The organism is Kitasatospora sp. NBC_01287 (assembly GCF_026340565.1).
Lineage (GTDB): Bacteria > Actinomycetota > Actinomycetes > Streptomycetales > Streptomycetaceae > Kitasatospora.
Genome location: NZ_JAPEPB010000001.1, coordinates 2,869,206 through 2,891,993 on the forward strand (window position 1 = coordinate 2,869,206; position 22,788 = coordinate 2,891,993).

Sequence of the window (22,788 nt, forward strand, 5' to 3'; positions counted from 1 at the left end):
CCTCAGCGGTGTGATCCATCACGGAAGGTAAGCCTTACCTGATGATCGTCATCGGGGGCTCTTAGACTGCCGGAATGCGAACACACCCCGCCGTCGAGATCGCCGGGCTGGTCAAGCGGTACGGCGAGAAGACCGCGGTGGACGGCCTGGACCTGCGGATCGAGCGCGGCACCGTCACCGCGGTGCTCGGCCCGAACGGCGCCGGCAAGACCACCACCATCGAGACCTGCGAGGGCTACCGCCGCCCGGACGCCGGGACGGTGCGGGTGCTCGGCCTCGACCCGGTCCGGCAGGCCGCCGAGCTGCGCCCCCGGATCGGCGTGATGCTCCAATCGGGTGGTGTGTACGCCGGCGCCCGCGCCGAGGAGATGCTCCGGCACACCGCCAGGCTGCACGCCGACCCGCTGGACGTGCCCGCCCTGGTCGAGCGGCTGGGCCTGGGCTCGTGCGGCCGGACGGCCTACCGCAGGCTCTCCGGCGGCCAGCAGCAGCGCCTCGCGCTGGCGATGGCCGTGGTCGGCCGCCCCGAGCTGGTCTTCCTGGACGAGCCGACCGCCGGCCTGGACCCGCAGGCCCGCCGGGCCACCTGGGAGCTGGTCCGCGACCTGCGCCGGGACGGCGTCACGGTCGTGGTCACCACCCACTACATGGACGAGGCCGAGCAGCTGGCCGACGCCGTCAACATCGTCGACGGCGGCCGGGTGATCGCCGCCGGCAGCCCCGAGGAGCTCTGCCGCGGCGGCGCCGAGAGCAGCCTGCACTTCGACGGCCCGGCCGGTCTCGACCTGGGCGCGCTGACCAAGGTGCTCCCGGACGGCGCGGCGGCCGTCGAGCTGGCGCCCGGCAGCTACCGGGTGCAGGCCACGCCGATCGACCCCGGGCTGGTGGCCGCCGTGACCGCCTGGTGCGCCGAGGCCGGCGTCCTGCCCGAACGGCTGACCGTGCAGCGGCGCAGCCTCGAAGACGTCTTCCTCGAACTGACCGGACGGGAGCTTCGCTCGTGACCACGGTGGACTACTCCCCCAGGCCCGGCGCCGCGCCGCTGGGCCGGATGGTGCTCGCCCAGACCGCGTTCGAGACCAGGATGCTGCTGCGCAACGGCGAGCAGCTGCTGCTCACCGTGGTGATCCCGACCGTGCTGCTGGTGCTGTTCAGCGCGGTGGACGTGGTGTCGGTGACCGGCCCCGGCAAGCGGGTCGACTTCCTGGCCCCCGGCCTGCTGGCGCTCGCGGTGATGTCCACCGCCTTCACCGGGCAGGCCATCGCCACCGGCTTCGAGCGGCGCTACGGGGTGCTCAAGCGGCTCGGCGCGAGCCCGCTGCCGCGCTGGGCGCTGCTGGCCGCGAAGACCGGCTGCGTGCTGGTGACCGAGGCGCTGCAGGTCGCGCTGCTCTCGGTGATCGCGCTGGCGCTGGGCTGGTCGCCGCACGGCGACCCCTTCTCGGTCCTGGCGCTGCTGGTGCTGGGCACCGCCGCCTTCTCCGGGCTCGGCCTGCTGATGGCCGGCACGCTGAAGGCCGAGGCCACCCTGGCGGCGGCCAACCTGGTCTTCGTCCTGCTGCTGCTGGCGGGCGGCGTGATCGTGCCGCTGACGAAGTTCCCCGGTGCGGTGCGCGGGGTGCTGGAGGCGCTGCCGATCAGCGCGCTCTCGGACGGGCTGCGCTCGGTGCTGCAGACCGGCGCCGGGGTGCCCTGGGCGGACCTCGGCATCCTGGCCGGCTGGGCGGTGCTCGCGCTGGCCGCGGCGGCGCGGTTCTTCCGCTGGGAGTGAGGCACCGGGCGTGACGCGCCCGGTCCGACGCACTGAACGCCGAGGGGGTGGGGACCGGTCGCGGTCCCCACCCCCTCAGCGCTGCTCAGGCCCGGTGCAGCTCAGGCCCGGTGCTGCTCAGGGCCAGTGCTGCTCAGGGCCTGGCGTCAGTGCCGGCCGGCCCGACGGCGACGGCTGAGGAAGACCAGTCCGCCACCGAGCACGACCACGCCCGCGCCGACACCGGCGATCAGCCCGGAGTCGCTGCCGCCACCGGTGAAGGCGAGCGACGGCGAGGTGCTGCTCGGCTTGGGCGCCGGGGTGGTGGGCTTGACCACGGGGGCGGCGCTGGTGGGCTTGGCCGAAGTGGTGGGCGCCGAGGTGCTGGGCGTGGGGGTCGGCGACGGGGTCGGCGAGGCCGTGGAGGGGCTCGGCGACGGACTCGGCGAGGCCGTGGAGGGGCTCGGCGACGGACTCGGCGAGGACGAGATCGAAGGGCTGGGCGACGGGCTCGGCGACGGCGGGCAGACCGGGATCTGCGGGGTGACCGTGAAGGTCCAGGTCGGGTGCTTGCCGGTCGCGTCGTCACCCGCCACGACCGCCACCTTGGTGTCGATGACGGCGGTGTGCTTGGGGTCCACCGGGAACGTCTGGTCGAAGCTGGTCTTGAACGTCTGGTGGTCCAGCAGGGTCTTGCCGTCCACGACCACCGTGATCGTGTTCGTGACGCTCGCGTTGTAGTCGGTCAGCTTGACCGTGAGCCCCGAGCAGGTCTCGGTGACCGAAGAGTCGTGCGCCGAAGCGCTGCCGGCCAGCAGGCCGGTGGCGGCCACCGCGATCGCCGCCGCCCCGGCAAGTGTCCGACCGGATATCCGCCCTTGTCGTGCCATAACTGTGTTCCTTCCGAACGGGACTGTGCAGCACGGGCGTTGGCTGAGCAGTGACGGACCGGCTACACCTGGTTCGGGGGACTCTACCGGCCCCCGCCCCTCGCACCACCCCGGCGAACGGCTGGATTTCGGCTAGCCGCACCGGCGGCGACGTGCTGAACCGGCGCGCCACACGCCTCACCTCGCGCAACACCGATGGATGGGAATCAAGTTGCTTTGATCACACTCGATCAAAGAACCCGCCCCCTGGTGATCTACGGCGATCGCCAGGGGGCGGGTTCAGGACAGTTGGCCGCGCGTCAGGCCTTCCGCGCCGCCCGGCGGCGGGTGGCGACCACGATGCCCGCGCCGGCGCCGACCACCAGCACGCCGCCCACGGTCAGCGGGATCACACCGGCGGCGCCCGTGAAGGCGAGTCCGCCGTGCGAAGGCGCCGGGGCCGCCGGGCTCGGGCCGGTGGAGGGGGCGCCCACCGGGAGCGCGCCGCTCGCCGACGCGCCGGGGCTCGGGGTGGCGGGCGTCCCCGAGGGCGCGGCCACCGGGTGCGCGCTCCCGCCGGTGCTCGGCGTGCCGCTCGGGCCGGTGCTCGGGCTGCCGCTCGGTGTGCCGCTCGCGCTGCTGCCGGGCGTGCCGACCGGCGTGGTGGCCGGGGTGCTCGGGCCGCCGCCGGTGGGCGGGGTGGTGGCCGGGCCGGACGCCGACGCCGAGGGCGAGGGCGAGCCGGTCGGGATGCTCGGCAGGCAGGCGGTGAACGGGGAGTGGTGGGTCTCCGCGCCGCCGCTGCCGGTCAGCGAGTGGGCGATCACCGAGCCGTTGACCGGGCCGCCGTGACCCAGGGCGAAGTCGGCGTTCGGGGCCAGGATGCTGCCGGCCCAGGCCAGCAGGCTGTTCTTGACCACCGAGGTGGCGGTCGGGAAGTTCCACAGCAGCGAGGCGCGCACCGCGCCGCCGTCGGCGCTCTGCAGCTTGTCGTCCTCCACCCAGCTCTGCTTGCCGTGGTCCCAGAGCCAGATCGAGGTGGTGCCGGCCGCCTGCGAGTCGTAGCTGCCGCCGGTGACGTTGACCACCGCGACCGCGCCGGCCGGCACCTTCAGCCGGATCGCCTTGGCGCCCTGCAACTGGGCGGCGCTCACCACGAAGTTGTTGTAGGAGGCATCGGTACCGGTCAGGGTCAGCGTGGCGCCATCACCCTGGCCGGCGGCGACCGCCGTGGTGCCCGGCGTGGCGCCCCGGGCGGCCAGCGCCGTGGAGATGCCGCGCAGCTCGGTGAACTCGGCGGCGAAGTCGATCGGCAAGGGCCCGTGCGTCACGGTGCCCGCGTGGCCCTCCAGCAGGCCGCCGCCCAGCTTCTGTCCCGCGTAGACCCCGTTGCCCTTCATCACCTCGGTGTTGCCGCCGCCGACGTTGATGTCCCCGGCCACCACCAGCGCGTTCTGCCCCGGCAGCGCCTTGACCTCGGCGTCCGTCAACTCCTGGCCCACGCTGAAGCCGTGGCTGAAGTCGGCGTTGCCGCCGACCGCGACCGCGCCCTCGGCGTCCGGCGCGTGGGTGTCGTCCCCCTCGATGAACTCGCCGTACTGGCCCGCCACCCCGAGGGTCGGGCAACTGGGCGAGGCGGGAGCGGCGACGGCGGCCGGCGCGGCGAGGGCGCCCAGCGCGAGCGAGCCGCCGAGGATGAGCGAACCGCCGAGAGCGAGGGCCGGCACGGGAACAGGGATGCGCATGTCGCGCACTCTTCCGGGGATCTTCGGCACTGGTCAAGACCAATGTCCGATCCGCCCGAAGAGTCCGTTCCGCCCCCGCCCGGCCCGGCAGGTCGCCCCCGCCGCAAGATCGGCAAGCGCGCAACCTAGGATGAAACGGTGCGTACCCCCTTCTCCCTGCTGGCCGAGCGCTGGCACCCGTCCGCCACCATGGTGCGGCGGGCCGCCCTCGCCGCACTGGTGATGAGCGTCGTCATCGTGGTCACCGGCGGCGCGGTCCGGCTGACCGGCTCCGGGCTCGGCTGCAAGACCTGGCCGACCTGCACCGGGGACAGCGTGACGCCGACGCCCGCGATGGGCTTCCACGGGATCATCGAGTTCACCAACCGGATGCTCACCTACGTGCTCTGCGCGGCGATCGGCTGGGCGATCCTGGCGGCGCGCTGCGCGGAGCCGATGGGGGTCCCCCCGGCCGAAGGCCGGGGGAGGCGCTCGCTGACCCGGCTGGGCTGGTGGCAGTTCTGGGTGGTGATGAGCAACGCCGTGCTGGGCGGGATCACCGTGCTGGTCAAGCTCAACCCGTACGTGGTGGCCTGCCACATGCTCTCCGCGCTGGCCCTGGTCTGGGTGGCGGTGGTGACCTGGGAGCGGGCCAAGGAGGGCGACGGGCCGCCCAGGGCGCTGGTCACCGGACCGGTCCGGCAGCTGAGCCACGTCCTGGTGGCCGCGACCGGCGCCCTGGTGACGGCCGGCACCCTGGTCACCGGCGCGGGGCACCACCCGGGCGACTCCAGCGACGTGCCGCGGGTGCCGATCAGCTACGACCGGCTGGCCCAGCTGCACACCGACCTCGCCTGCGTGACGGTCGGCCTGTCGCTCGCGGTGATCTTCGTGCTGGCGGCCGTCAAGGCCCCGCCGGCCGCCCGGGCCAGGGCCCGCGAGCTGTTCGTGGTGCTGATGGCGCAGGGCGTGCTGGGCTTCGTCCAGTACTTCACCGACGCGCCGGAGTTGCTGGTCGGGCTGCACATGCTCGGCGCCGCGCTGACCTGGATCGCCGTGCTGCGCGTGCCGCTGGCGCTGCGCACCCGGGACACCGGGTCCGGGCCGACCCCCGTACTGCCCGCGCAGACCCCGCAGGAAGCGACCGCCTGACGGCTCGACGCGCCCCCGCACGCGCCCGCGAGCGGCAGACGTGCCAAGGCCCTGACTCCCACCGCACCGGGGAGTCAGGGCCTTGTCGTACCGGCTGTACCGGACGCGGGTCAGCCGCCGAGCTGAATACCCGCCATCCGCTTCCACTCGTACGGGCCGGTCCGCACCTTCAGGGCGAGCTCGCCCTCGAAGGAGTCGTGCAGCGTGACCCCGGCCAGCTCGGCCGCCCGGAGGCCCACCGCGTAGCTCGGCGCCACCTGATCGCCCCAGGCGCCGTCCTGGCCGACCAGCACGATCCGGGTGGCGACCCGGCCCACGTACTCCACCACGCCGTCGGCGCTGCCGCCGTGCTGCTTGGTGAAGGCGGTCAGGTGCTTGGCGATGCGCTTGGCCCGACGCTCGGCACGAGCGTCCGGGGCGGCGGGGGCGAGGGTCTCTGCGCTGCTCATGCCCCGCATGCTACCCACGGGTAGCGGAACGCGCGACGGTGCCGCCGTGTGCCGCCGGACACAGCGTCACCACGAGGACACCGGAACGGTCCGGGACGCCCCCCGGACGACCCCGGGACGGCGGACGGCCCCGGCGCGTCGCGGACGCACCGGGGCCGTTGCGGGCCGATCAGCCGGGGAGGCGGCTCACCTGAGGAACGGGTCCACCGCGATCGCCACCATCAGCAGCGTCAGATAGGTGATGGACCAGTGGAAGAGCCGCATCTCCTTGAGCTTGGCGCCCACGACGCCCGCCTTGGCGCGCGCCTGGAGCCCGTGCGCCTCCTTGATCCAGAACGCGCCCAGCAGCACCGCCGCGGTCGGGTAGAGCCAGCTGGTGTGATCCAGCGGCCACAGCGCCAGCGAGACCGCCACCATGATCCAGGAGTAGGCCACGATGTGCCTGGCCACCGTCACGTTGCCGGCGGTCACCGGCAGCATCGGCACGCCGGCCTTCTCGTAGTCCTCGCGGACCTTCATGGAGAGCGGGTAGTAGTGCGGCGGGGTCCAGAAGAAGATCACCAGGAAGAGCACCACCGGCGCCCAGGTCAGCGATCCGGTGACCGCGGCCCAGCCGACCAGCACCGGCATGCAGCCGGCGATGCCGCCCCAGACGATGTTCTGCGTGGTGCGCCGCTTGAGGCCCAGCGTGTACACGAAGACGTAGAAGAGGTACCCGGTCAGCGCCAGCCCCGAGGCCAGCCAGTTCACCAGGAGGCCGAGCCAGAGCGTGGAGACCGCACCGAGAGCGATCCCGAACACCAGCGCCTCGCGCGGTGCGACCATGCCGGTCACCAGCGGCCGCCGCTCGGTGCGGCTCATCACCGCGTCGATGTCGCGGTCGATGTACATGTTCAGTGCGTTGGCGCCGCCCGCGGAGAGGTACCCCCCGATGACGACCTCCAGCACCAGCAGGAGATTGGGCACCCCGCGCTGCGCCAGGAACATCACCGGAACGGTGCTCATCAGGAGCAGCTCGATGATCCGAGGCTTGGTCAGCGCGACGAAGGCCCCGACACGGGCCCCCAGCGGCCGGTGCGCGGGGGTCGTCCCGAGGACCCCCGCGGGGCGGGATTCAACGGCGGTCACGAACACCCCAACTGAAGATGAAACTTCGCAGGCGTCCACGGGTCGATTGCTCGTGAATCCGTTCACGCTGCGCGTACCACGCCACCTTAGACGGTGCATATCTCCCGATCCGCCTCGGGGTCGGCTGACGGGGCCGGGCCGCACTCCCGTGGGTGAGTAGCCCGCGGATGTGCTGGGCAGACGCGGCCGCGGCGGCAGCACTGCACTCAGTACGAACGGGAATCGGCTCACGAAACTCCCGGTTGTCGCCGTACGGAAGGCGTGCCCCGGCACGGACGGTAGGCTCGGCCGCAGCAGCGGGATCAACCCTCCGTGACCGGCACTACCGAACATGCGTCAGGCCCACAGTGACGTGGCCGACCCGGTCCCTTCACGGGGTCATACCTCAATACGGAAGGAGCCCTGAGAAGGGTGAGCACGCCGACGAACGCAATCGAGTGGTCCGAGCTGGATGAGCGGACGGTCGACACCGCCCGGGTCCTGGCCATGGACGCGGTGCAGAAGGTCGGGAACGGCCACCCGGGGACGGCGATGGCCCTCGCCCCCGCGGCCTACCTCATCTTCCAGCGCTTCCTGCGGCACGACCCGACCGACCCGCACTGGGTGGGCCGTGACCGCTTTGTGCTGTCCCCCGGCCACACCAGCATGACGCTGTACACGCAGCTCTTCCTCTCCGGCTACGGCCTGGAGCTGGACGACCTCAAGTCCTTCCGGGTGCACGGCAGCCGCACGCCCGGCCACCCCGAGCACGGCCACACCGCCGGTGTGGAGACCACCACGGGTCCGCTCGGCCAGGGCATCGCCAACGCCGTGGGCATGGCGATGGCCGCCCGCTACGAGCGCGGCCTGTTCGACCCCGAGGCCGAGCCGGGCAGTTCGCCCTTCGACCACACCATCTGGGCGATCGTCTCCGACGGCGACCTGGAGGAGGGCATCTCCGCCGAGGCCTCCTCGCTGGCCGGCCACCAGAAGCTCGGCAACCTGGTCGCGGTCTACGACGACAACCACATCTCGATCGAGGGCGACACCCACACCGCCTTCTCCGAGGACGTGCTCGCCCGCTACGAGGCGTACGGCTGGCACGTCCAGCGGGTCGCGCCCAAGGCGGACGGCGACATCGACGTGCAGGCGCTGGCCGCCGCGCTGGCCGCCGCCAAGGCGGAGACCTCGCGCCCCTCGATCATCGGGATGCGCACGATCATCGCCTGGCCCGCCCCGGACGCGCAGAACACCGCCAAGGCGCACGGCTCCGCGCTCGGCAACGCCGAGATCGCCGCCACCAAGAAGGTGCTGGGCTTCGACCCCGAGCGCACCTTCGAGGTGACCGACGAGGTGCTCAGCCACGCCCGCCAGGTGATCCAGCGCGGCAAGGCCACCCGCGCCGAGTGGGAGCTGGGCTTCGGGGAGTGGCGCGCCGCCCACCCGGGCAAGGCCGCCGAGTTCGACCGGATCGAGGCCGGCGAGCTGCCCAACGGCTGGAAGGACGCGCTGCCGGTCTTCCCGGCCGGCAAGGACGTCGCCACCCGCAAGGCCGGCGGCGACGCGCTCAAGGCGCTCGGCGCGGTGGTCCCGGAGCTGTGGGGCGGCTCGGCCGACCTCGCGGAGTCCAACCTCACCACGATCGAGGAGGGTTCCTCCTTCCTCCCCGCGGACAACCCGCTCAAGGGCGCGAACCCGTACGGCCGGACCATCCACTTCGGCATCCGCGAGCACGCCATGGGCTCGACCATGAACGGCATCGCGCTGCACGGCAACACCCGGGTCTACGGCGGGACCTTCCTGGTCTTCTCCGACTACATGCGCCCGGCGGTCCGGCTGGCCGCGCTGATGAAGCTGCCGGTCACCTACGTCTGGACGCACGACTCGATCGGCCTGGGCGAGGACGGCCCGACCCACCAGCCGGTCGAGCAGCTGGCCGCGCTGCGCGCCATCCCCGGCCTGTCGGTGGTCCGCCCGGCCGACGCCAACGAGACGGTGGTGGCCTGGCGCACCGTGCTGGAGCGCCACTCCAGCCACCCGGGCCCGGTGGGCCTGGCGCTCACCCGCCAGGGCGTGCCGACCTGGGACCGCGAGGTCTTCGGCTCCGCCGAGGGCACCGCGAAGGGCGGCTACGTGCTGGCCGAGGCCTCGGACAACGCGCCGAAGGTGATCCTGATCGGCACCGGTTCCGAGGTGCAGCTGGCCGTCAAGGCGCGCGAGGCGCTGGAGGCCGAGGGCATCCCGACCCGGGTGGTCTCGATGCCCTCCGTCGAGTGGTTCAACGAGCAGGACCAGGCCTACCGCGACCAGGTGCTGCCGCCCACCGTCAAGGCCCGGGTCTCGGTGGAGGCCGGCATCGCCCAGGGCTGGCGCGAGCTGGTCGGCGACCACGGCCGGATCGTGAGCCTGGAGCACTTCGGTGCCTCGGCCGACTACCAGGTGCTGTACCAGGAGTTCGGCATCACCGCCGAGGCCGTGGCGCACGCCGCGCACAAGTCGCTGCGTTCGCTGGAAGCCGTCAGCCGCTAGGCCCGCCGGGCCGCGCGCCGGACTCCGCCCCGGCTCCCGGTGCGAGGGGCGCGCGGCCCTTCCGCTTCCTGACCTTCCGCTTCCTGACCGACTGATACAGATGTAAGGACTGAGCAGCATGACTGACGCACTGAAGCGCCTCAGCGAAGAAGGCGTGGCGATCTGGCTGGACGACCTCAGCCGCAACCGGCTGACCACCGGCAACCTGGCCGAACTGGTGCAGAGCAAGCACGTCGTGGGTGTGACCACCAACCCGACCATCTTCCAGAAGGCCATCGCGGGCAGCGGCGACTCCTCGTACGACGCCCAGCTGCGCGACCTGGCGGTCCGCAAGGTCACCACCGACGAGGCGATCCGCATGATCACCACGGCGGACGTGCGGGACGCGGCCGACGTGCTGCGCCCGGTCTACGACGCGAGCAACGGCCGCGACGGCCGGGTCTCGATCGAGGTCGACCCGCGGCTGGCCCACGAGACCGCGGCCACCGTGGCCGAGGCCAAGCAGCTGTGGTGGCTGGTGGACCGCCCCAACGTGCTGATCAAGATCCCCGCCACCCTGGCCGGTCTGCCCGCGATCAGCGAGGTGGTCGGCCGGGGCATCAGCGTCAACGTCACGCTGATCTTCTCGCTGGAGCGCTACAAGGCCGTGATCGACGCCTTCCTGACCGGTCTGGAGCAGGCCAAGGCCAAGGGCATCGCCCTCTCCTCGATCGAGTCGGTCGCCTCCTTCTTCGTCTCCCGGGTGGACACCGAGATCGACAAGCGGCTGGAGGCCATCGGCGGCGACGCCGTCAAGCTGCGCTCCAAGGCCGCGCTGGCCAACGCCCGCCTCGCCTACCAGGCCTACGAGGAGGTCTTCGGCTCGGTGGACGGCAAGAAGCCCGCCGGCGACCGCTGGAAGGCCCTGGAGGCGGCCGGTGCCAAGCCGCAGCGCCCGCTCTGGGCCTCCACCGGCGTCAAGGACCCGGCGCTGCCGGACACCCTGTACGTCACCGAGCTGGTGGCGCCCGGCACCGTGAACACCATGCCCGAGGCCACCCTGGACGCCACCGGCGACCACGGCCAGGTCACCGGCGACACCATCACCGTCAACTACGACGACGCCCAGAGCGTGCTGGACGCGCTCGCCGCGGCCGGGGTGGACTACGACGACGTCGTGCGGGTCCTGGAGGACGAGGGCGTCAGCAAGTTCGAGGCCTCCTGGCAGGAGCTGCTCGACACGGTGACCGCCTCGCTGGCGTCCTTCTCCGCCGAGAGCAACTGACACCCGCCCGCACGACGCACGGAAAGCGGAGCCCAGCAGTGAGTAATGCACCAGCATTTCCCGACCTGGAGGGGGCCGAGGTGACGCAGGATATTCCGCAGCAGCCAGCGAACCCGCTACGCGATCCGGCCGACCGGCGGCTGCCGCGGATCGCCGGACCGTCCGGTCTGGTGATCTTCGGCGTCACCGGCGACCTGTCGCGCAAGAAGCTGATGCCGGCGATCTACGACCTGGCCAACCGCGGCCTGCTGCCGCCGGGCTTCTCGCTGGTGGGCTTCGCCCGCCGTGAGTGGGAGGACGAGGACTTCGCGAAGGAGGTCCACGACGCCGTCAAGGAGCACGCCCGCACCCCCTTCCGCGAGGAGGTGTGGCAGCAGCTGGCCAAGGGCATGCGCTTCGTCCAGGGCACCTTCGACGACGACACCGCCTTCGAGACGCTGCGCGAGACCATCGAGGACCTCGACAAGGCGCAGGGCACCAGCGGCAACTTCGCCTTCTACCTCTCGGTGCCGCCGAAGTTCTTCCCCAACGTGGTGCAGCAGCTGAAGAAGCACGGGCTGGCCGACCCGCCGACCGGCTCCTGGCGCCGTGCCGTGATCGAGAAGCCGTTCGGCCACGACCTGCTGAGCGCGCAGGAGTTGAACAAGGTCGTCCACGAGGTCTTCCCCCGGGACGAGGTCTTCCGGATCGACCACTACCTGGGCAAGGAGACGGTCCAGAACATCCTGGCGCTGCGCTTCGCCAACACGATGTTCGAGCCGATCTGGAACCGCTCCTACGTGGACCACGTGCAGATCACCATGGCCGAGGACATCGGCATCGGCGGCCGCGCCGGGTACTACGACGGCATCGGCTCGGCCCGTGACGTGATCCAGAACCACCTGCTCCAGCTGATGGCGCTCACCGCCATCGAGGAGCCGGCCTCGTTCCACCCCAAGGCCCTGGTCGCCGAGAAGCTCAAGGTGCTCAGCGCCGTGCAGCTGCCCAAGGACCTGGGCCGCCACACGGTGCGCGGGCAGTACGCGGCCGGCTGGCAGGGCGGCGAGGAGGTGGTCGGCTACCTGGACGAGGACGGCATCGACCCCGAGTCCAAGACCGACACCTACGCCGCGATCAAGCTGGAGATCAACAACCGGCGCTGGGCCGGCGTCCCGTTCTACCTGCGGACCGGCAAGCGCCTGGGCCGCCGGGTGACCGAGATCGCGGTGGTCTTCCAGCGCGCGCCCTACCTGCCGTTCGACTCCTACGCCACCGAGGAGCTGGGGCAGAACGCCCTGGTCATCCGGGTGCAGCCGGACGAGGGCGTCACGGTGCGGTTCGGTTCCAAGGTGCCGGGCACCTCGATGGAGGTCCGGGACGTCACGATGGACTTCGCCTACGGCGAGTCCTTCACCGAGTCCAGCCCGGAGGCGTACGAGCGGCTCATCCTGGATGTGCTGCTCGGCGACGCCAACCTCTTCCCCCGGCACCAGGAGGTCGAACTCTCCTGGGAGATCCTCGACCCGATCGAGAGGTACTGGGACCAGCACGGCAAGCCCGCGCAGTACCCGGCCGGCACCTGGGGGCCGACCGAGGCGGACGAGATGATCGCACGAGACGGCAGGAGCTGGCGCCGGCCATGAAGATCGACCTGACGGACACCACATCCAGCAAGATCAACAGCGCCCTGATGGAGGCTCGCCGGGCCAGCGGCTCCACCGGGGCCGGCATGGTCCTGACGCTGGTCATCGTGACCGACGAGGGCAGCGCCTACGACGCCCTCAAGGCCGCGAACGACGCCTCCCGCGAGCACCCCTCGCGCACCCTCGCGGTGATCAAGCGGGCGGGCCGCTCGCCGCGGGCCAGGGCCGGCACCCGGCTGGACGCCGAGATCCTGGTGGGCTCGGACGCCGGCTCGGGCGAGACCGCCATCCTGCGGATGCACGGTGAACTCACCTCGCACGCCCAGTCGGTGGTGCTGCCGCTGCTGCTGCCGGACGCCCCCGTGGTGGTCTGGTGGCCGGAGAACGCCCCGCTGCACCCGGCCCAGGACCCGCTCGGCGCGATCGCCCAGCGCCGGATCACCGACGCGGTGACCGCCGAGTCCCCGGTCGAGCAGCTGGCCGTGCGGGCCGACAGCTACACCCCCGGCGACACCGACCTGGCCTGGACCCGGATCACCGGCTGGCGCTCGATGCTGGCCGCCGCACTGGACCAGCGGCCCACCCGGGTCCTGTCGGCCTCGGTCGAGGGCGAGTCGTACAACCCCAGCGTCGAGCTGCTCGGCCTGTGGCTGCACGACCGCCTGCGGGTGCCGGTCGAGCGCGTGGTCAGCGACGGCCCCGGCATCACCGCGGTGCGGCTGCGCGGCGCCGAGGGCGAGATCGTGCTCGGCCGGCCCGACGGGCTGATGGGCACCCTCTCCATCCCCGGCTCGCCGGACCGGATCGTGGCGCTCAAGCGGCGGGACACCGCCGAGCTGATCGCCGAGGAGCTGCGCCGGCTGGACGAGGACACCATCTACGCCGCGGCCGTGCGCACCGGTGTGGACCGCCTCGACGAGCCGCGCACCGAGCAGACCCACTCGATCGGCTCCGAGGCCGCGGTGGCCGAGGCGACCGCGGCGGCCGTGGTCGAGGCCGCGGTGGCCATCCCCCGGGTGACCGCCAAGGTGCCGGTGGCCGAGGCGGCCGAGCTCGCCGAGCTCGCCGAGGCCCCGGCGGCCAAGGCTCCGGCCGAGAAGGCGCCCGCCAAGAAGGCGGCCGCCGAGCAGGCCCCCGCGGCGAAGAAGGCCGCGGGCGGCAAGAAGGCGGCGCCGGAGAAGGGCGCCAAGAAGGCGGCGACCCGCAAGCGGAGCGGCGCGTGACCCCGGTACCGCAGCTGGTCGTGCACCGCGACAAGGAGCTGATGGCCCAGGCGGCCGCCGCGCGTCTGATCACCAAGATCGTCGACGCGCAGGCCGCCCGGGGCACCGCCTCCGTGGTGCTCACCGGCGGCCGCAACGGCAACGCGCTGCTCGCCGCGATCGCCGCCTCCCCGGCCCGGGACGCGGTGGACTGGTCCCGGCTGGACCTGTGGTGGGGGGACGAGCGCTTCGTGCCCTCCGCCGACCCGGAGCGCAACGCGGTGCAGGCAGCCGACGAGCTGCTCGCCCGGGTCCCGCTCGACCCGGCGCGGGTGCACTACATGCCCGCCTCGGACGGCGTGGACGGTGCCGACGTGGAGGCCGCCGCCGAGCGGTACGCCGAGGAGCTGGCCAAGGCCGCGGGTCCGCAGGACCGCGGCCTGGTGCCCGCCTTCGACGTGCTGCTGCTCGGCGTCGGCCCGGACACCCACGTCGCCTCGCTCTTCCCCGGGCACCCGGGCGTGCGCGAGAGCGCCCGCACGGTTGTCGGGGTGCGCGGGGCGCCGAAGCCGCCGCCCACCCGGATCTCGCTGACCCTCCCGGCCATCCGGGCGGCCCGCGAGGTCTGGCTGCTGGCGGCCGGCGAGGACAAGGCGGAGGCCGTGGCGCTGGCCCTGTCCGGTCCCGGGGAGATCCAGGCCCCGGCCGGCGGCGCGTACGGCACCAGCCGCACGCTCTGGCTGCTCGACCGGGCGGCGGCGGCCAAGATCCCGCCGCAGCTCTATCCGCCGTCCTCGGCCTGACGGCACGTCAACGATGAGGGGCGGTGCGCTCGGTGAGAGCGCACCGCCCCTTCGTCGTGCGTCGTGACCCGCCGTGCGGACCTCCGTGCGGACCTCCGTGCGGACCTCCGCGCTCAGCCGAACCGGCGCCGCGCCCAGCGCACGGTCAGCGCGGTCAGCGCCGCCGCCACCGCCAGGCAGATGCCGGACTCGACCAGCTGCAGCGGCCAGTAGTCCGCCGCGTGGTGCAGGTCGGTGACCCCTCTGAGGTTCGCCGAGCAGCTCTGGTAGTCCACCGCGGCGGAGCAGTGGTCGGAGGGCAGCCGGTGGCCGTCCGGGGTCAGGTAGCCCTGCCCGAAGCCCCAGACGCTGTTGGGCAGCGAGGAGGGGTCGACGACCTCGGTGTTCCAGGCCCACAGGTGCGGACGCACCACGGCCAGCGCCCACTGGGCCAGCCAGACCAGACCGAGGGTGACCGCCATCGCGGGCAGCACCCGGCGCAGCACCACCCCGGCCAGCGCACCCACCGCGATCGCCAGCAGCACGGTGGCCACCAGCACCGGGCCGCCCGAGCCGAAGAACTCCAGGCTGTACCAGCCGATTCCGGAGACGTCGTTGGCCGAGGGCTGCCAGAGCCAGTGCAGCAGCAGCGCCGGCACGGCCGCGCCCAGCGAGCCGATCAGAGCGGCCGTGAGCAGCTTGGCCGCCACCCAGCGGTCCCGGCCGACCGACTGCGCCAGCGCCAGCTTCCAGGTCCCGGTCTCCAACTCCTGGGCCAGCAGCGGCGCGCCGAGCCCGGCCCCGAACCCGGCGGGCAGCACGAGCAGCAGCAGGGCGCCCAGCCCCTTGAGGAAGGTGCCGTAGGTACCGCGGAAGTCCGACACCGCCTGCTGGGTGCTCGGGTTCTGGCAGGCCGGGTCCATGCTGATCTCGGCGCAGCCCGCGATGTGGTGGCCGCTGATGAAGGAGACCATCCCGGCCCGCAGGAACGGGGCGGCGACCACCGCCGCCAGCAGCAGGACCAGCCAGACGCGCAGCAGCAGCCGGTTCTGACGCCACATCAGCCAGGCCAGGCCGCGCGGCCGCAGCCGGGCCGCCCGGGCGGGCGCGACGGGACGGGTGCCCACGCTCGGGTCGGCGCTGCTCAGGTCGGCGCTGTTCGGGTCGGCGCTGTTCAGGTCGGCGGCGCTCAGGTCGGCGGCGCTCATGCGGCCACCGCCCCGGTCTCGGGCACGCGCGCCTCGGCGGTCAGCAGGGGCGGCACCTCGGGAGCCCGCAGATGGGCCAACAGCAGCTCCTCCAGGGTGGGTTCGCTCGCGTCCCAGCGCTCGTCCAGCGGGCCCTGGGGGCGCACCAGCGCGGTCAGCTGGCGGCCACCGCCACGGGACTCCACCAGCTGGTGGCCCGCCAGCGATTCGGCCGCGCTCCGCGGGCCGATCACCAGCCGGTGCGCGGCCAGCAGTTCGTCGGTGTCGCCCGCCAGCCGGACCCGACCACCGGCCAGCAGCAGCAGGTAGTCGCAGACCTCGCGCAGCTCGGCGATCACGTGCGAGGACATCAGCACGGTCATCCCGCGGTCTGCCGCCTCGGCCAGCAGCAGGCCCATCAGCTGGTGCCGGGCCAGCGGATCGAGATCGGCCATCGGCTCGTCGAGGATCAGCAGCTCCGGCCGCTTGCCCAGGGCCAGCGCGAGCGCCACCCGGGTGCGCTGGCCGCCGGAGAGCGAGCCGACCTTGGCGCTCGCCGGGAAGCCGCCGTCCGCCAGGGCCACCTGGGCCCGCTCCTCGTCCCAGCCCGGGTTGAGCTCGCGGCCCAGCCGCAGCAGCTCGGCCACCGTGAAGCCGGGGTAGAGCGGCTTCTCCTGGGCGACGAAGGCGGTGCCGGGGCTGCCGCCGGGCCGAGGCACCCGTCCGGCCACCTCGATCCGCCCCTCGGTGCCGCTGAGCAGTCCGGCGGTCAGTGCCAGCAGGGTGCTCTTGCCGGCGCCGTTCGGGCCGACCAGGGCGCAGATCCGCCCCGCCGGCAGCCGGAAGCCGCAGTCGCGCAGCGCCCAGCCGCGCCGGTACCGCTTGCCGAGGCCGTAGGCGGCCACAGCGGGGTGTTGCTCGGTCATTGCTTCCCCTCGGATTCTGCTCGGTCCTACGCGCCGAACTCGCGCTCCACGACGGAGGCGACCAGCGCCGCCACGTCGTCCCGCTCCAGGCCCGCGCGGTGTGCGCGAGCCGCCCAGTCGGCCAGCTCGGCGTGCAGCGGGGACTCGGCCCCCGCCTCCTCGCGGGCCAGCGAGCGGAGCACGAAGGTGCCGAGGCCGGGGCGTGGCGCCACCAGCCCCTCCCGCTCCAGTTCGCGGTAGGCCTTCAGCACGGTGTTCGGATTGATCGCGGTGGCCGCCACCACTTCCCTGGCGGTCGGCAGCTTGTCGCCCGGCTCCAGCAGGCCCAGCCGCAGCGCGTGCTTGGTCTGCTGCACGATCTGCAGATAGGTGGCCACACCGCTGTTCCGGTCGATGCGGTACTCCACGGGCTTGCACCACCATTCCACTAATGTCTTAGTGGAATGGTGGTGCAAGGGGGCCCTACCGTCAAGCCGGCTGACGACTGCGCGGGAACGCGACACCTGTCACTTGAACGCGGCGGTTGTTCCCGGAAGCGTTCCAGGCCGGGCTGGTCACCGAGCGCGGCAAGGCACGTGCCGATGCCACGTATATGCTCGCCGCCGTGCGCCGCCGGCCGTGAGCGCACCGCGCCGGTCGTGCTCAACGGAGCCGTGGTCACGTGTGAGACTCGCAGTGCGTGGACGGCGGGAGCCGACCGATGGCGAACGGAGTGCGGGAATGGTGGGTATGTGGCCCGACGTGATCCGGTCCGCGGCCGATCCCGCCCGCCGCCGGATCTTCGAGCGTGGTGACGTGATCGGCGCGGGCGCGCTGATCGCCTGCGTGGTGGTCTCGGTGATCGCGGCCGACGGGGCGGCGCTGAAGGTCGTCGTCGCCGTGCTCGGGCTCTGCGCGGAGCTGGGCATGGTGCTCAGTGGCCGGGCCCTGCCGACGCCGCTGACCTGGTTCGGCGTCGCGCTGACCATCGGGACCGGCTTCGCCATCATGGCTCTCGTGCCCGACGGGCTCGGCGAGGTTCCCGTACTGGCCGGCGCCGCCGTGCTGCCGATGTGCGTCCCGGCCGGGCCGGTGCGCAACGCCTGCGTCGCGCTGCTGGCGGTGGTCTTCGGCGTCGCGGTCATGGTGGTCTTCGACAGCGTGGCCGGCCTGCTGTCGGCCGTCGGCGTGTGGCTGCTCGCCGACCGTTCGATCGAGCACGCCGCGCTCCAGGCCGAGCGGGACCGCGCGGTCGCGCTGCTGGCCGAAGTGGAGGCGTCCCGCGCGTCCCGGCAGGAGGCGGCGGCCCTTGAGGAGCGGAGGCGGATCGCCCACGAGATGCACGACGTGCTCGCGCACAGCCTCGCCGGACTGTCCATGCAGCTGCAGGCGGTCAGGGCGATCGCGCGGCGTGACGGTGCTCCGGCTGCGCTGACCGAGCCGCTGGACCGCGCCGCCGAACTCGCGCGCGACGGGGTGCAGGAGGCCCGCGCGGCGGTGAGTGCGCTGCGGTCCGTACCGCTCCGGGGCGTGGCCGATATCGACGGCCTGACCAGGGGTTTTCCGGGTGAGGCGCGGCTGCGCGTCAGCGGCCGGGCCGGTCGGCTCACACCCGGGGCCGGGCACGCGGTGTACCGGGCGGTGCAGGAGGGCATGACGAACGCGGCGCGGTACGCCACCGGTAGTGCCATCGACGTGGTCCTGGCATGGGAGGGCTCCGAGCTGCGCGCTGTCGTGCGGGACCGTGGGCTGCCGGCCGGTCGCCGCCCGTCGGGAGTCCAGGGCAGCGGCACGGGGCTGCGCGGCATGGCCGAGCGGATCGAGGCCGTCGGCGGCTCGTTGACCGCCGGACCCGCGCCCGAGGGACCGGGCTGGCGGATCACGCTCCGTGTGCCGGTCGTGCAGGACGCCGGCGCCGAGGCGGACACCGCTTCCGGGGATGCCGCCGCGGCGGGCGGCGCTGTCGCAGGCGGCACTGACGCGGCCGGCACCAACGCCGGCACCAACGCTGACAGCATTACGGCAGACGGGACGGCAGACGCGTGACGATTCGGGTGCTGGTCGCGGACGACCAGGCGGTGGTGCGTGACGGGGTGGTGCTGCTGCTGACCTCGACGGAGGACATCGAGGTGGTCGGGCAGGCCGGCGACGGGAACGAGGCGGTGCGGCTCACCCTGGCGCAGCGGCCCGACGTCGCCCTCGTCGACCTGCGGATGCCCGGGCTCGACGGCGCGCAGGTGACGGCCGAGGTCCTGGCAGCGGGCATCGAGACCCGGGTGCTGATCCTGACGACGTTCGCCGACGACGACGCGGTGATGCCCGCGCTGCGGGCGGGCGCACTCGGCTACCTGACCAAGGACGCGACCGGCGAGGCGGTGCTGGCCGCGGTCCGGGACGTGGCGGCCGGTCGGACCGTCCTCGACCCGGCCGTGCAGCGGCGGCTCGTGCAGCTCGTCGTGACGGAGCCCAAGGCGACCGCCGCCGCGCCCGCGTCCTCGCCGGCGACGCTTCCCCCCGAGGCCGAGGGGCTGACCAGGCGGGAGGTCGACGTCGTCCGGCTCCTGGCGCAGGGGCTGAACAACCGGCAGGTGGCGCGCGAGATGGTCGTCAGTCAGGCGACGGTGAAAACGCACCTCAACCACGTCCTGGCCAAGCTGGCGCTGGACGATCGCGGCGCGCTGATCGCCTGGGCCTGGCGCTTCGGCCTGGTCGACAACACCGAGCGCTAGCGGCGCGGACCTCAACCCGGGTTGCACCCCTGGGTTGAAGGAGTTCGGGGCGCGTCGGCGGATGCTCGTACACATGACAACGACCGACTGGTTCATCGACATCGCGCTCCTGCTCATCGTTCTTCGCCAGTTGCGCGAGGAGCGGCTGACCACCCGCACCATCCTGCTGCCGCTCGGCATGATCGCCTGGGCCGCCGGCAACTACCTGACCGCCATCCCGACCGCCGGCAACGACGTGCTGCTGGCCGTGATCTTCGCGGCCACCGGGGTCGGCTTCGGCCTCGCCGGCGGTCTGCTCACCCGCGTCCGGCACACCGGCGGGCACGTGCTGATCAAGGCCTCCCGCGGCGCGGCCGCACTCTGGATCATCAGCATGGGTTTCCGTCTCGGCTTCGCGGTGTGGTCCACGCATTCCTCCGGCGCCGCGCACCTGACCAGCTTCTCCGCCGCGCACGACATCACCAGCGGCCAGGCCTGGGTCGTCGCCCTGCTCCTGATGGCGGTCGGCGAGGTCGTCGTCCGCCTGGGCACGATCGTCATCCGCGGTCAGCTGCTGCAGGCACGGGTCGGCCGCAACGCGCACAAGCCGGCCCACCGCCCGGGCGCCTACGTCTGAGCCGCGAGACAGCCCGCGGCGCGACACTCGACCCGCGCACCGAACCCACAGCCCATCCCGCTCAACACCCCACCCGCACATGATTGGCACGGAGGTCCCTCATGTCCGCATCGCACCGGACGCCGCGCGCCCTCACCCTGCCCCGGCTGGCCGTGGCCGTGGCCGTGGTGACCCTCGGAGCGGTCGCCTGTTCGCCCGGCGGCGGGCACGCGACCAGCGCGTCGAGCAGCGCGTCAAGCAGCGCGTCGACCAGCGAGCCGAGCACGCGGGCCACGGCAACGGCCGCTACCACGGCGTCGTCGACCATCGTCCCGAACTCCGCCCTGAGCGGGCCGGGCGCGTTCCTCGGGCCGGTGCGCCAGATCCCGGTCGACGGCATCAGGATCGGCTACCGCCAGTTCGGCTCCGGCCCCGACCTCATCATGGTCATGGGCGACACCGGCACCATGAGCGACTGGACGGTCGACCTGCTGGGCCGGCTCGGCCGGCACTACCACGTCACGATCTTCGACAACCGCGGCGTCGGCTACACGACCGACGACACCTCGGTCCCCGACAGCATTCCGCTCATGGCGGACGACACCGTCGGTCTGGTCAAGGCGCTGGGTCTGCGGCACCCCACGCTGCTCGGCTGGTCGATGGGCGGCGAGATCGGCCTGACCGTCGCCGCGCTCCACCCGGGTGCGATCAGCGCGCTCGTGAGCACCGGTGGCGACCTCGGCGGCAGCCAGGCCATCAACACGCCGTCCGCCGTGGCCGAGGAGCTCAACAGCCCCAAGACCACGGGTCCGCAGATGCTGGACCTGCTCTTCCCCGCCGACGCCACCGCCGCGCGGACCGCGTACGTCGAGCAGCTCGGTCTGATCCCGCCGGAGAAGGTCGGCGACGAGACGCTGCTGCGTCAATACCAGGCCGGACAGGCGTACGAGTCCTTCGAGGGCACCTGGGACAAGCTGCCCGACAGCACCATCCCGATGCTGATCACCAACGGCTCCCTCGACGAGATCACCCCGCCCGGAAACGCGAGCATCATCACTCAGCGGGCCGAGCACGCCGAGCTGGTCATGTTCCCTGACGCCGGCCACGCGATGCTCGTCCAGGACTCCGGCCGGTTCGTCTCCCTGGTGACCCGGTTCACCGAGGCGTCAGGCGTCGAATAGCAGACCACTTCGGACGGCGACGGCCGGAGACGCGAGGAACTCACGGAGTGGAGGGCGCCGCAAAGATCCCGCGAACGGGGTGGGCGAACGCGAAAGCGCGGCTGACGGACCCTCAGGTCCGCCGGCCGCGCCTCGGTGGTGTCAGCTCAGATCTCGCCGCGCAGCTTGGCCAGCGCCTCCGCCAGGATCGCCTCGCCGTCCGCGTCGGTGCGCCGCTCGCGCACATAGGCCAGGTGCGTCTTGTACGGCTCGTTGCGCGACGGCGCCGGCGGGTTGTCCTCGTCCTGACCGGCCGGGAACCCGCAGCGCGGGCAGTCCCAGGTGTCCGGGATGACGGCCTCGGCGGCGAAGCTGGGGCGCGTCTCGTGCTTGTTGGCGCACCAGAAGGAGATCCGATTGCGCGGGGCGGACTCGCCGCGCTCCGCCTCACCCATCGGGCCTGCCCCGACCCTGCTGCCACGGATGGCGTTGCCACTTGCCACGGTCTGACTCCCTGCGTGCCCTTAACCGCCTGGGTCTGCCCAGGCTCTGCCGACCTTCCGCCCGCTGCGGACGGTGGCAAGTTGTCCTAGTGTACGGAGCTGATAAGGATCTGTCCGCACCGCCCGCAGAACTGAGACCTGATCAGCTCTTGACCTTGATCAGCAGACCCAGTACGACGATGCAGGCGAACCAGCAGAGCCCGACGATGATGGTGATCCGGTCCAGGTTGCGCTCGGCGACCGCCGAACCGCCGCCCGCCGACATCGAGCCACCGCCGAACATGTCGGAGAGGCCGCCACCCTTCCCCTTGTGCAGCAGCACCAGGACGATCATCAGCAAGCTGAAGAGGATCAGGGCACACGAGAAGCTGAGCACCAGCACGGCGGGACCGTCTCTTTCATACATGGGCGAAGGGCCGGACCCCCGGTGAAGGTGGTCCGGCCCAAAGACTACGTTGCTGCGCGGGCGTTAGCCTACTGCCTGGTCGCGGTAACGCACGATCTTGACGAACTCGTCGGCGTCCAGCGAGGCACCGCCGATCAGTGCGCCGTCCACGTCCGGCTTGGCCATCAGGCCCGCCGCACTGGAGGACTTCACCGAACCGCCGTAGAGGACGCGCACCTTGCCGGCCAGCTCGGCGTCGTAGAGCTCGGCCAGCTCGGCCCGGATCGCCGCGCAGACCTCCTGCGCGTCCTCGGGGGTGGCCACCTCGCCGGTGCCGATCGCCCAGACCGGCTCGTAGGCGACGACGATGCTCTCGGCCTGCACGGCCGGCAGCCCCTCCAGCGCGCCCGCCAGCTGGGCCAGCGTGTGCGCGACGTGCGTGCCGGCCTTGCGGACCTCCAGCGGCTCGCCGACGCAGAGGATCGGGGTGATCCCGTGGCGGTAGGCGGCCTTCACCTTGGCGGCGACGATCTCCTCGTTCTCGCCGTGGTACTGCCGGCGCTCGGAGTGGCCGATCACCGCGTATGCGCACTTCAGCTTGGCCAGCATCGGGGCGGAGACCTCACCGGTGTAGGCACCGGAGTCGTGCGCCGAGACGTCCTGCGAGCCGTACTTGATCTTCAGCTTGTCGCCGTCCACCAGGGTCTGCACCGAGCGCAGATCGGTGAACGGGACCAGGACGGCGACCTCGACGGCCTCGAAGTCCTTGTCGGCCAGCGCGAAGGCCAGCTTCTGGGTGTGCTGGATGGCCTCAAGGTGGTTGAGGTTCATCTTCCAGTTGCCCGCCATCAGCGGGAGACGCTCAGTCATTCGT

The 22,788-nt window shown here is 72.5% G+C and carries 22 protein-coding genes; 12 read left to right on the plus strand and 10 right to left on the minus strand.

Annotated features, from left to right (window positions below; all coding sequences use genetic code 11):
* The first annotated feature begins 74 nt into the window (after positions 1–74).
* On the plus strand, positions 75–1,004 hold the full coding sequence (locus OG455_RS12020; protein ID WP_266292915.1) for an ABC transporter ATP-binding protein: 930 nt from the start codon (positions 75–77) through the stop codon (positions 1,002–1,004).
* Positions 1,001–1,771: an ABC transporter permease gene (locus tag OG455_RS12025; RefSeq protein ID WP_266292917.1), complete on the plus strand. Its 771-nt coding sequence runs from the start codon at positions 1,001–1,003 to the stop codon at positions 1,769–1,771. Before OG455_RS12020 ends, OG455_RS12025 begins: the two co-directional genes overlap by 4 nt.
* Positions 1,772–1,917: 146 nt before the next feature.
* Here the strand turns inward: OG455_RS12025 and OG455_RS12030 are convergent, their stop codons facing one another.
* Together OG455_RS12030 and OG455_RS12035 are read right to left on the minus strand one after the other, a co-directional pair.
* Positions 1,918–2,640, minus strand: coding sequence for a hypothetical protein (locus OG455_RS12030; RefSeq protein WP_266292919.1), 723 nt, complete (start codon positions 2,638–2,640; stop codon positions 1,918–1,920).
* Between the two features lie 299 nt (positions 2,641–2,939).
* A complete protein-coding gene (locus OG455_RS12035) occupies positions 2,940–4,364 on the minus strand; it encodes a choice-of-anchor A family protein (protein WP_266292921.1) in 1,425 nt (474 codons plus the stop codon).
* A 189-nt stretch (positions 4,365–4,553) separates the two neighbouring features.
* On the opposite strand from OG455_RS12035, the gene OG455_RS12040 reads away from it, so the two are divergent.
* Positions 4,554–5,495 carry a heme A synthase gene (locus OG455_RS12040; protein WP_266300739.1) on the plus strand — a complete coding sequence of 314 codons (942 nt, stop codon included), beginning with the start codon at positions 4,554–4,556 and terminating at the stop codon, positions 5,493–5,495.
* Between the two features lie 110 nt (positions 5,496–5,605).
* Here the strand turns inward: OG455_RS12040 and OG455_RS12045 are convergent, their stop codons facing one another.
* Together OG455_RS12045 and OG455_RS12050 are read right to left on the minus strand one after the other, a co-directional pair.
* Complete coding sequence (locus tag OG455_RS12045) at positions 5,606–5,944, minus strand: hypothetical protein (RefSeq protein WP_266292922.1); 339 nt, start codon at positions 5,942–5,944, stop codon at positions 5,606–5,608.
* 186 nt (positions 5,945–6,130) lie between these two features.
* Positions 6,131–7,078: a heme o synthase gene (locus tag OG455_RS12050; protein WP_266292923.1), complete on the minus strand. Its 948-nt coding sequence runs from the start codon at positions 7,076–7,078 to the stop codon at positions 6,131–6,133.
* A 405-nt stretch (positions 7,079–7,483) separates the two neighbouring features.
* On the opposite strand from OG455_RS12050, the gene tkt reads away from it, so the two are divergent.
* The 5 genes from tkt to pgl all read left to right on the plus strand — a co-directional run bounded on the left by tkt (position 7,484) and on the right by pgl (position 14,471).
* Positions 7,484–9,580: a transketolase gene (gene tkt, locus OG455_RS12055; protein ID WP_266292925.1), complete on the plus strand. Its 2,097-nt coding sequence runs from the start codon at positions 7,484–7,486 to the stop codon at positions 9,578–9,580.
* Positions 9,581–9,698: 118 nt separating this feature from the next.
* A complete protein-coding gene (tal, locus tag OG455_RS12060) occupies positions 9,699–10,844 on the plus strand; it encodes a transaldolase (RefSeq protein WP_266292927.1) in 1,146 nt (381 codons plus the stop codon).
* A gap of 92 nt (positions 10,845–10,936) precedes the next feature.
* Positions 10,937–12,466 (plus strand): glucose-6-phosphate dehydrogenase, encoded by a 1,530-nt coding sequence (gene zwf / locus OG455_RS12065; protein ID WP_266300740.1) that lies wholly within the window; start codon positions 10,937–10,939, stop codon positions 12,464–12,466.
* Complete coding sequence (gene opcA / locus OG455_RS12070) at positions 12,463–13,689, plus strand: glucose-6-phosphate dehydrogenase assembly protein OpcA (RefSeq protein ID WP_266292929.1); 1,227 nt, start codon at positions 12,463–12,465, stop codon at positions 13,687–13,689. The genes zwf and opcA overlap by 4 nt, the downstream gene beginning before the upstream one ends.
* The gene (gene pgl, locus OG455_RS12075) at positions 13,686–14,471 is read left to right on the plus strand and encodes a 6-phosphogluconolactonase (protein WP_266292931.1); all 786 of its coding nucleotides are present in this window, start codon (positions 13,686–13,688) and stop codon (positions 14,469–14,471) included. The genes opcA and pgl overlap by 4 nt, the downstream gene beginning before the upstream one ends.
* A 113-nt stretch (positions 14,472–14,584) precedes the next feature.
* Here the strand turns inward: pgl and OG455_RS12080 are convergent, their stop codons facing one another.
* Genes OG455_RS12080 through OG455_RS12090 form a run of 3 tightly spaced genes read right to left on the minus strand, consistent with a single transcriptional unit; the run spans position 14,585 to position 16,970 of the window.
* Positions 14,585–15,658: an ABC transporter permease subunit gene (locus OG455_RS12080; protein WP_266292933.1), complete on the minus strand. Its 1,074-nt coding sequence runs from the start codon at positions 15,656–15,658 to the stop codon at positions 14,585–14,587.
* Entirely contained in the window at positions 15,655–16,563 is a 909-nt protein-coding gene (locus OG455_RS12085) for an ATP-binding cassette domain-containing protein (RefSeq protein WP_266292935.1), read from the minus strand. The genes OG455_RS12080 and OG455_RS12085 overlap by 4 nt, the downstream gene beginning before the upstream one ends.
* A gap of 26 nt (positions 16,564–16,589) precedes the next feature.
* Positions 16,590–16,970, minus strand: a complete 381-nt coding sequence (locus tag OG455_RS12090) for a GntR family transcriptional regulator (protein ID WP_266292937.1) — start codon at positions 16,968–16,970, stop codon at positions 16,590–16,592.
* Between the two features lie 313 nt (positions 16,971–17,283).
* Here OG455_RS12090 and OG455_RS12095 point away from each other — a divergent pair, with 313 nt between their 5' ends.
* From OG455_RS12095 to OG455_RS12110, 4 genes are all read left to right on the plus strand, one after another.
* Positions 17,284–18,588, plus strand: a complete 1,305-nt coding sequence (locus OG455_RS12095) for a sensor histidine kinase (protein ID WP_266292939.1) — start codon at positions 17,284–17,286, stop codon at positions 18,586–18,588.
* Positions 18,585–19,271, plus strand: coding sequence for a response regulator transcription factor (locus OG455_RS12100; protein ID WP_266292941.1), 687 nt, complete (start codon positions 18,585–18,587; stop codon positions 19,269–19,271). Before OG455_RS12095 ends, OG455_RS12100 begins: the two co-directional genes overlap by 4 nt.
* Before the next feature lie 73 nt (positions 19,272–19,344).
* A complete protein-coding gene (locus tag OG455_RS12105) occupies positions 19,345–19,887 on the plus strand; it encodes a hypothetical protein (protein ID WP_266292943.1) in 543 nt (180 codons plus the stop codon).
* A gap of 101 nt (positions 19,888–19,988) precedes the next feature.
* Positions 19,989–21,047: an alpha/beta fold hydrolase gene (locus OG455_RS12110; RefSeq protein WP_266292945.1), complete on the plus strand. Its 1,059-nt coding sequence runs from the start codon at positions 19,989–19,991 to the stop codon at positions 21,045–21,047.
* Between the two features lie 146 nt (positions 21,048–21,193).
* Here the strand turns inward: OG455_RS12110 and OG455_RS12115 are convergent, their stop codons facing one another.
* From OG455_RS12115 to tpiA, 3 genes are all read right to left on the minus strand, one after another.
* Positions 21,194–21,529: an RNA polymerase-binding protein RbpA gene (locus tag OG455_RS12115; RefSeq protein WP_184938344.1), complete on the minus strand. Its 336-nt coding sequence runs from the start codon at positions 21,527–21,529 to the stop codon at positions 21,194–21,196.
* 142 nt (positions 21,530–21,671) lie between these two features.
* The gene (gene secG / locus OG455_RS12120; protein ID WP_266300741.1) at positions 21,672–21,908 is read right to left on the minus strand and encodes a preprotein translocase subunit SecG; all 237 of its coding nucleotides are present in this window, start codon (positions 21,906–21,908) and stop codon (positions 21,672–21,674) included.
* A 90-nt stretch (positions 21,909–21,998) separates the two neighbouring features.
* The gene (gene tpiA / locus OG455_RS12125) at positions 21,999–22,784 is read right to left on the minus strand and encodes a triose-phosphate isomerase (protein ID WP_266292948.1); all 786 of its coding nucleotides are present in this window, start codon (positions 22,782–22,784) and stop codon (positions 21,999–22,001) included.
* Positions 22,785–22,788: the final 4 nt, after the last annotated feature.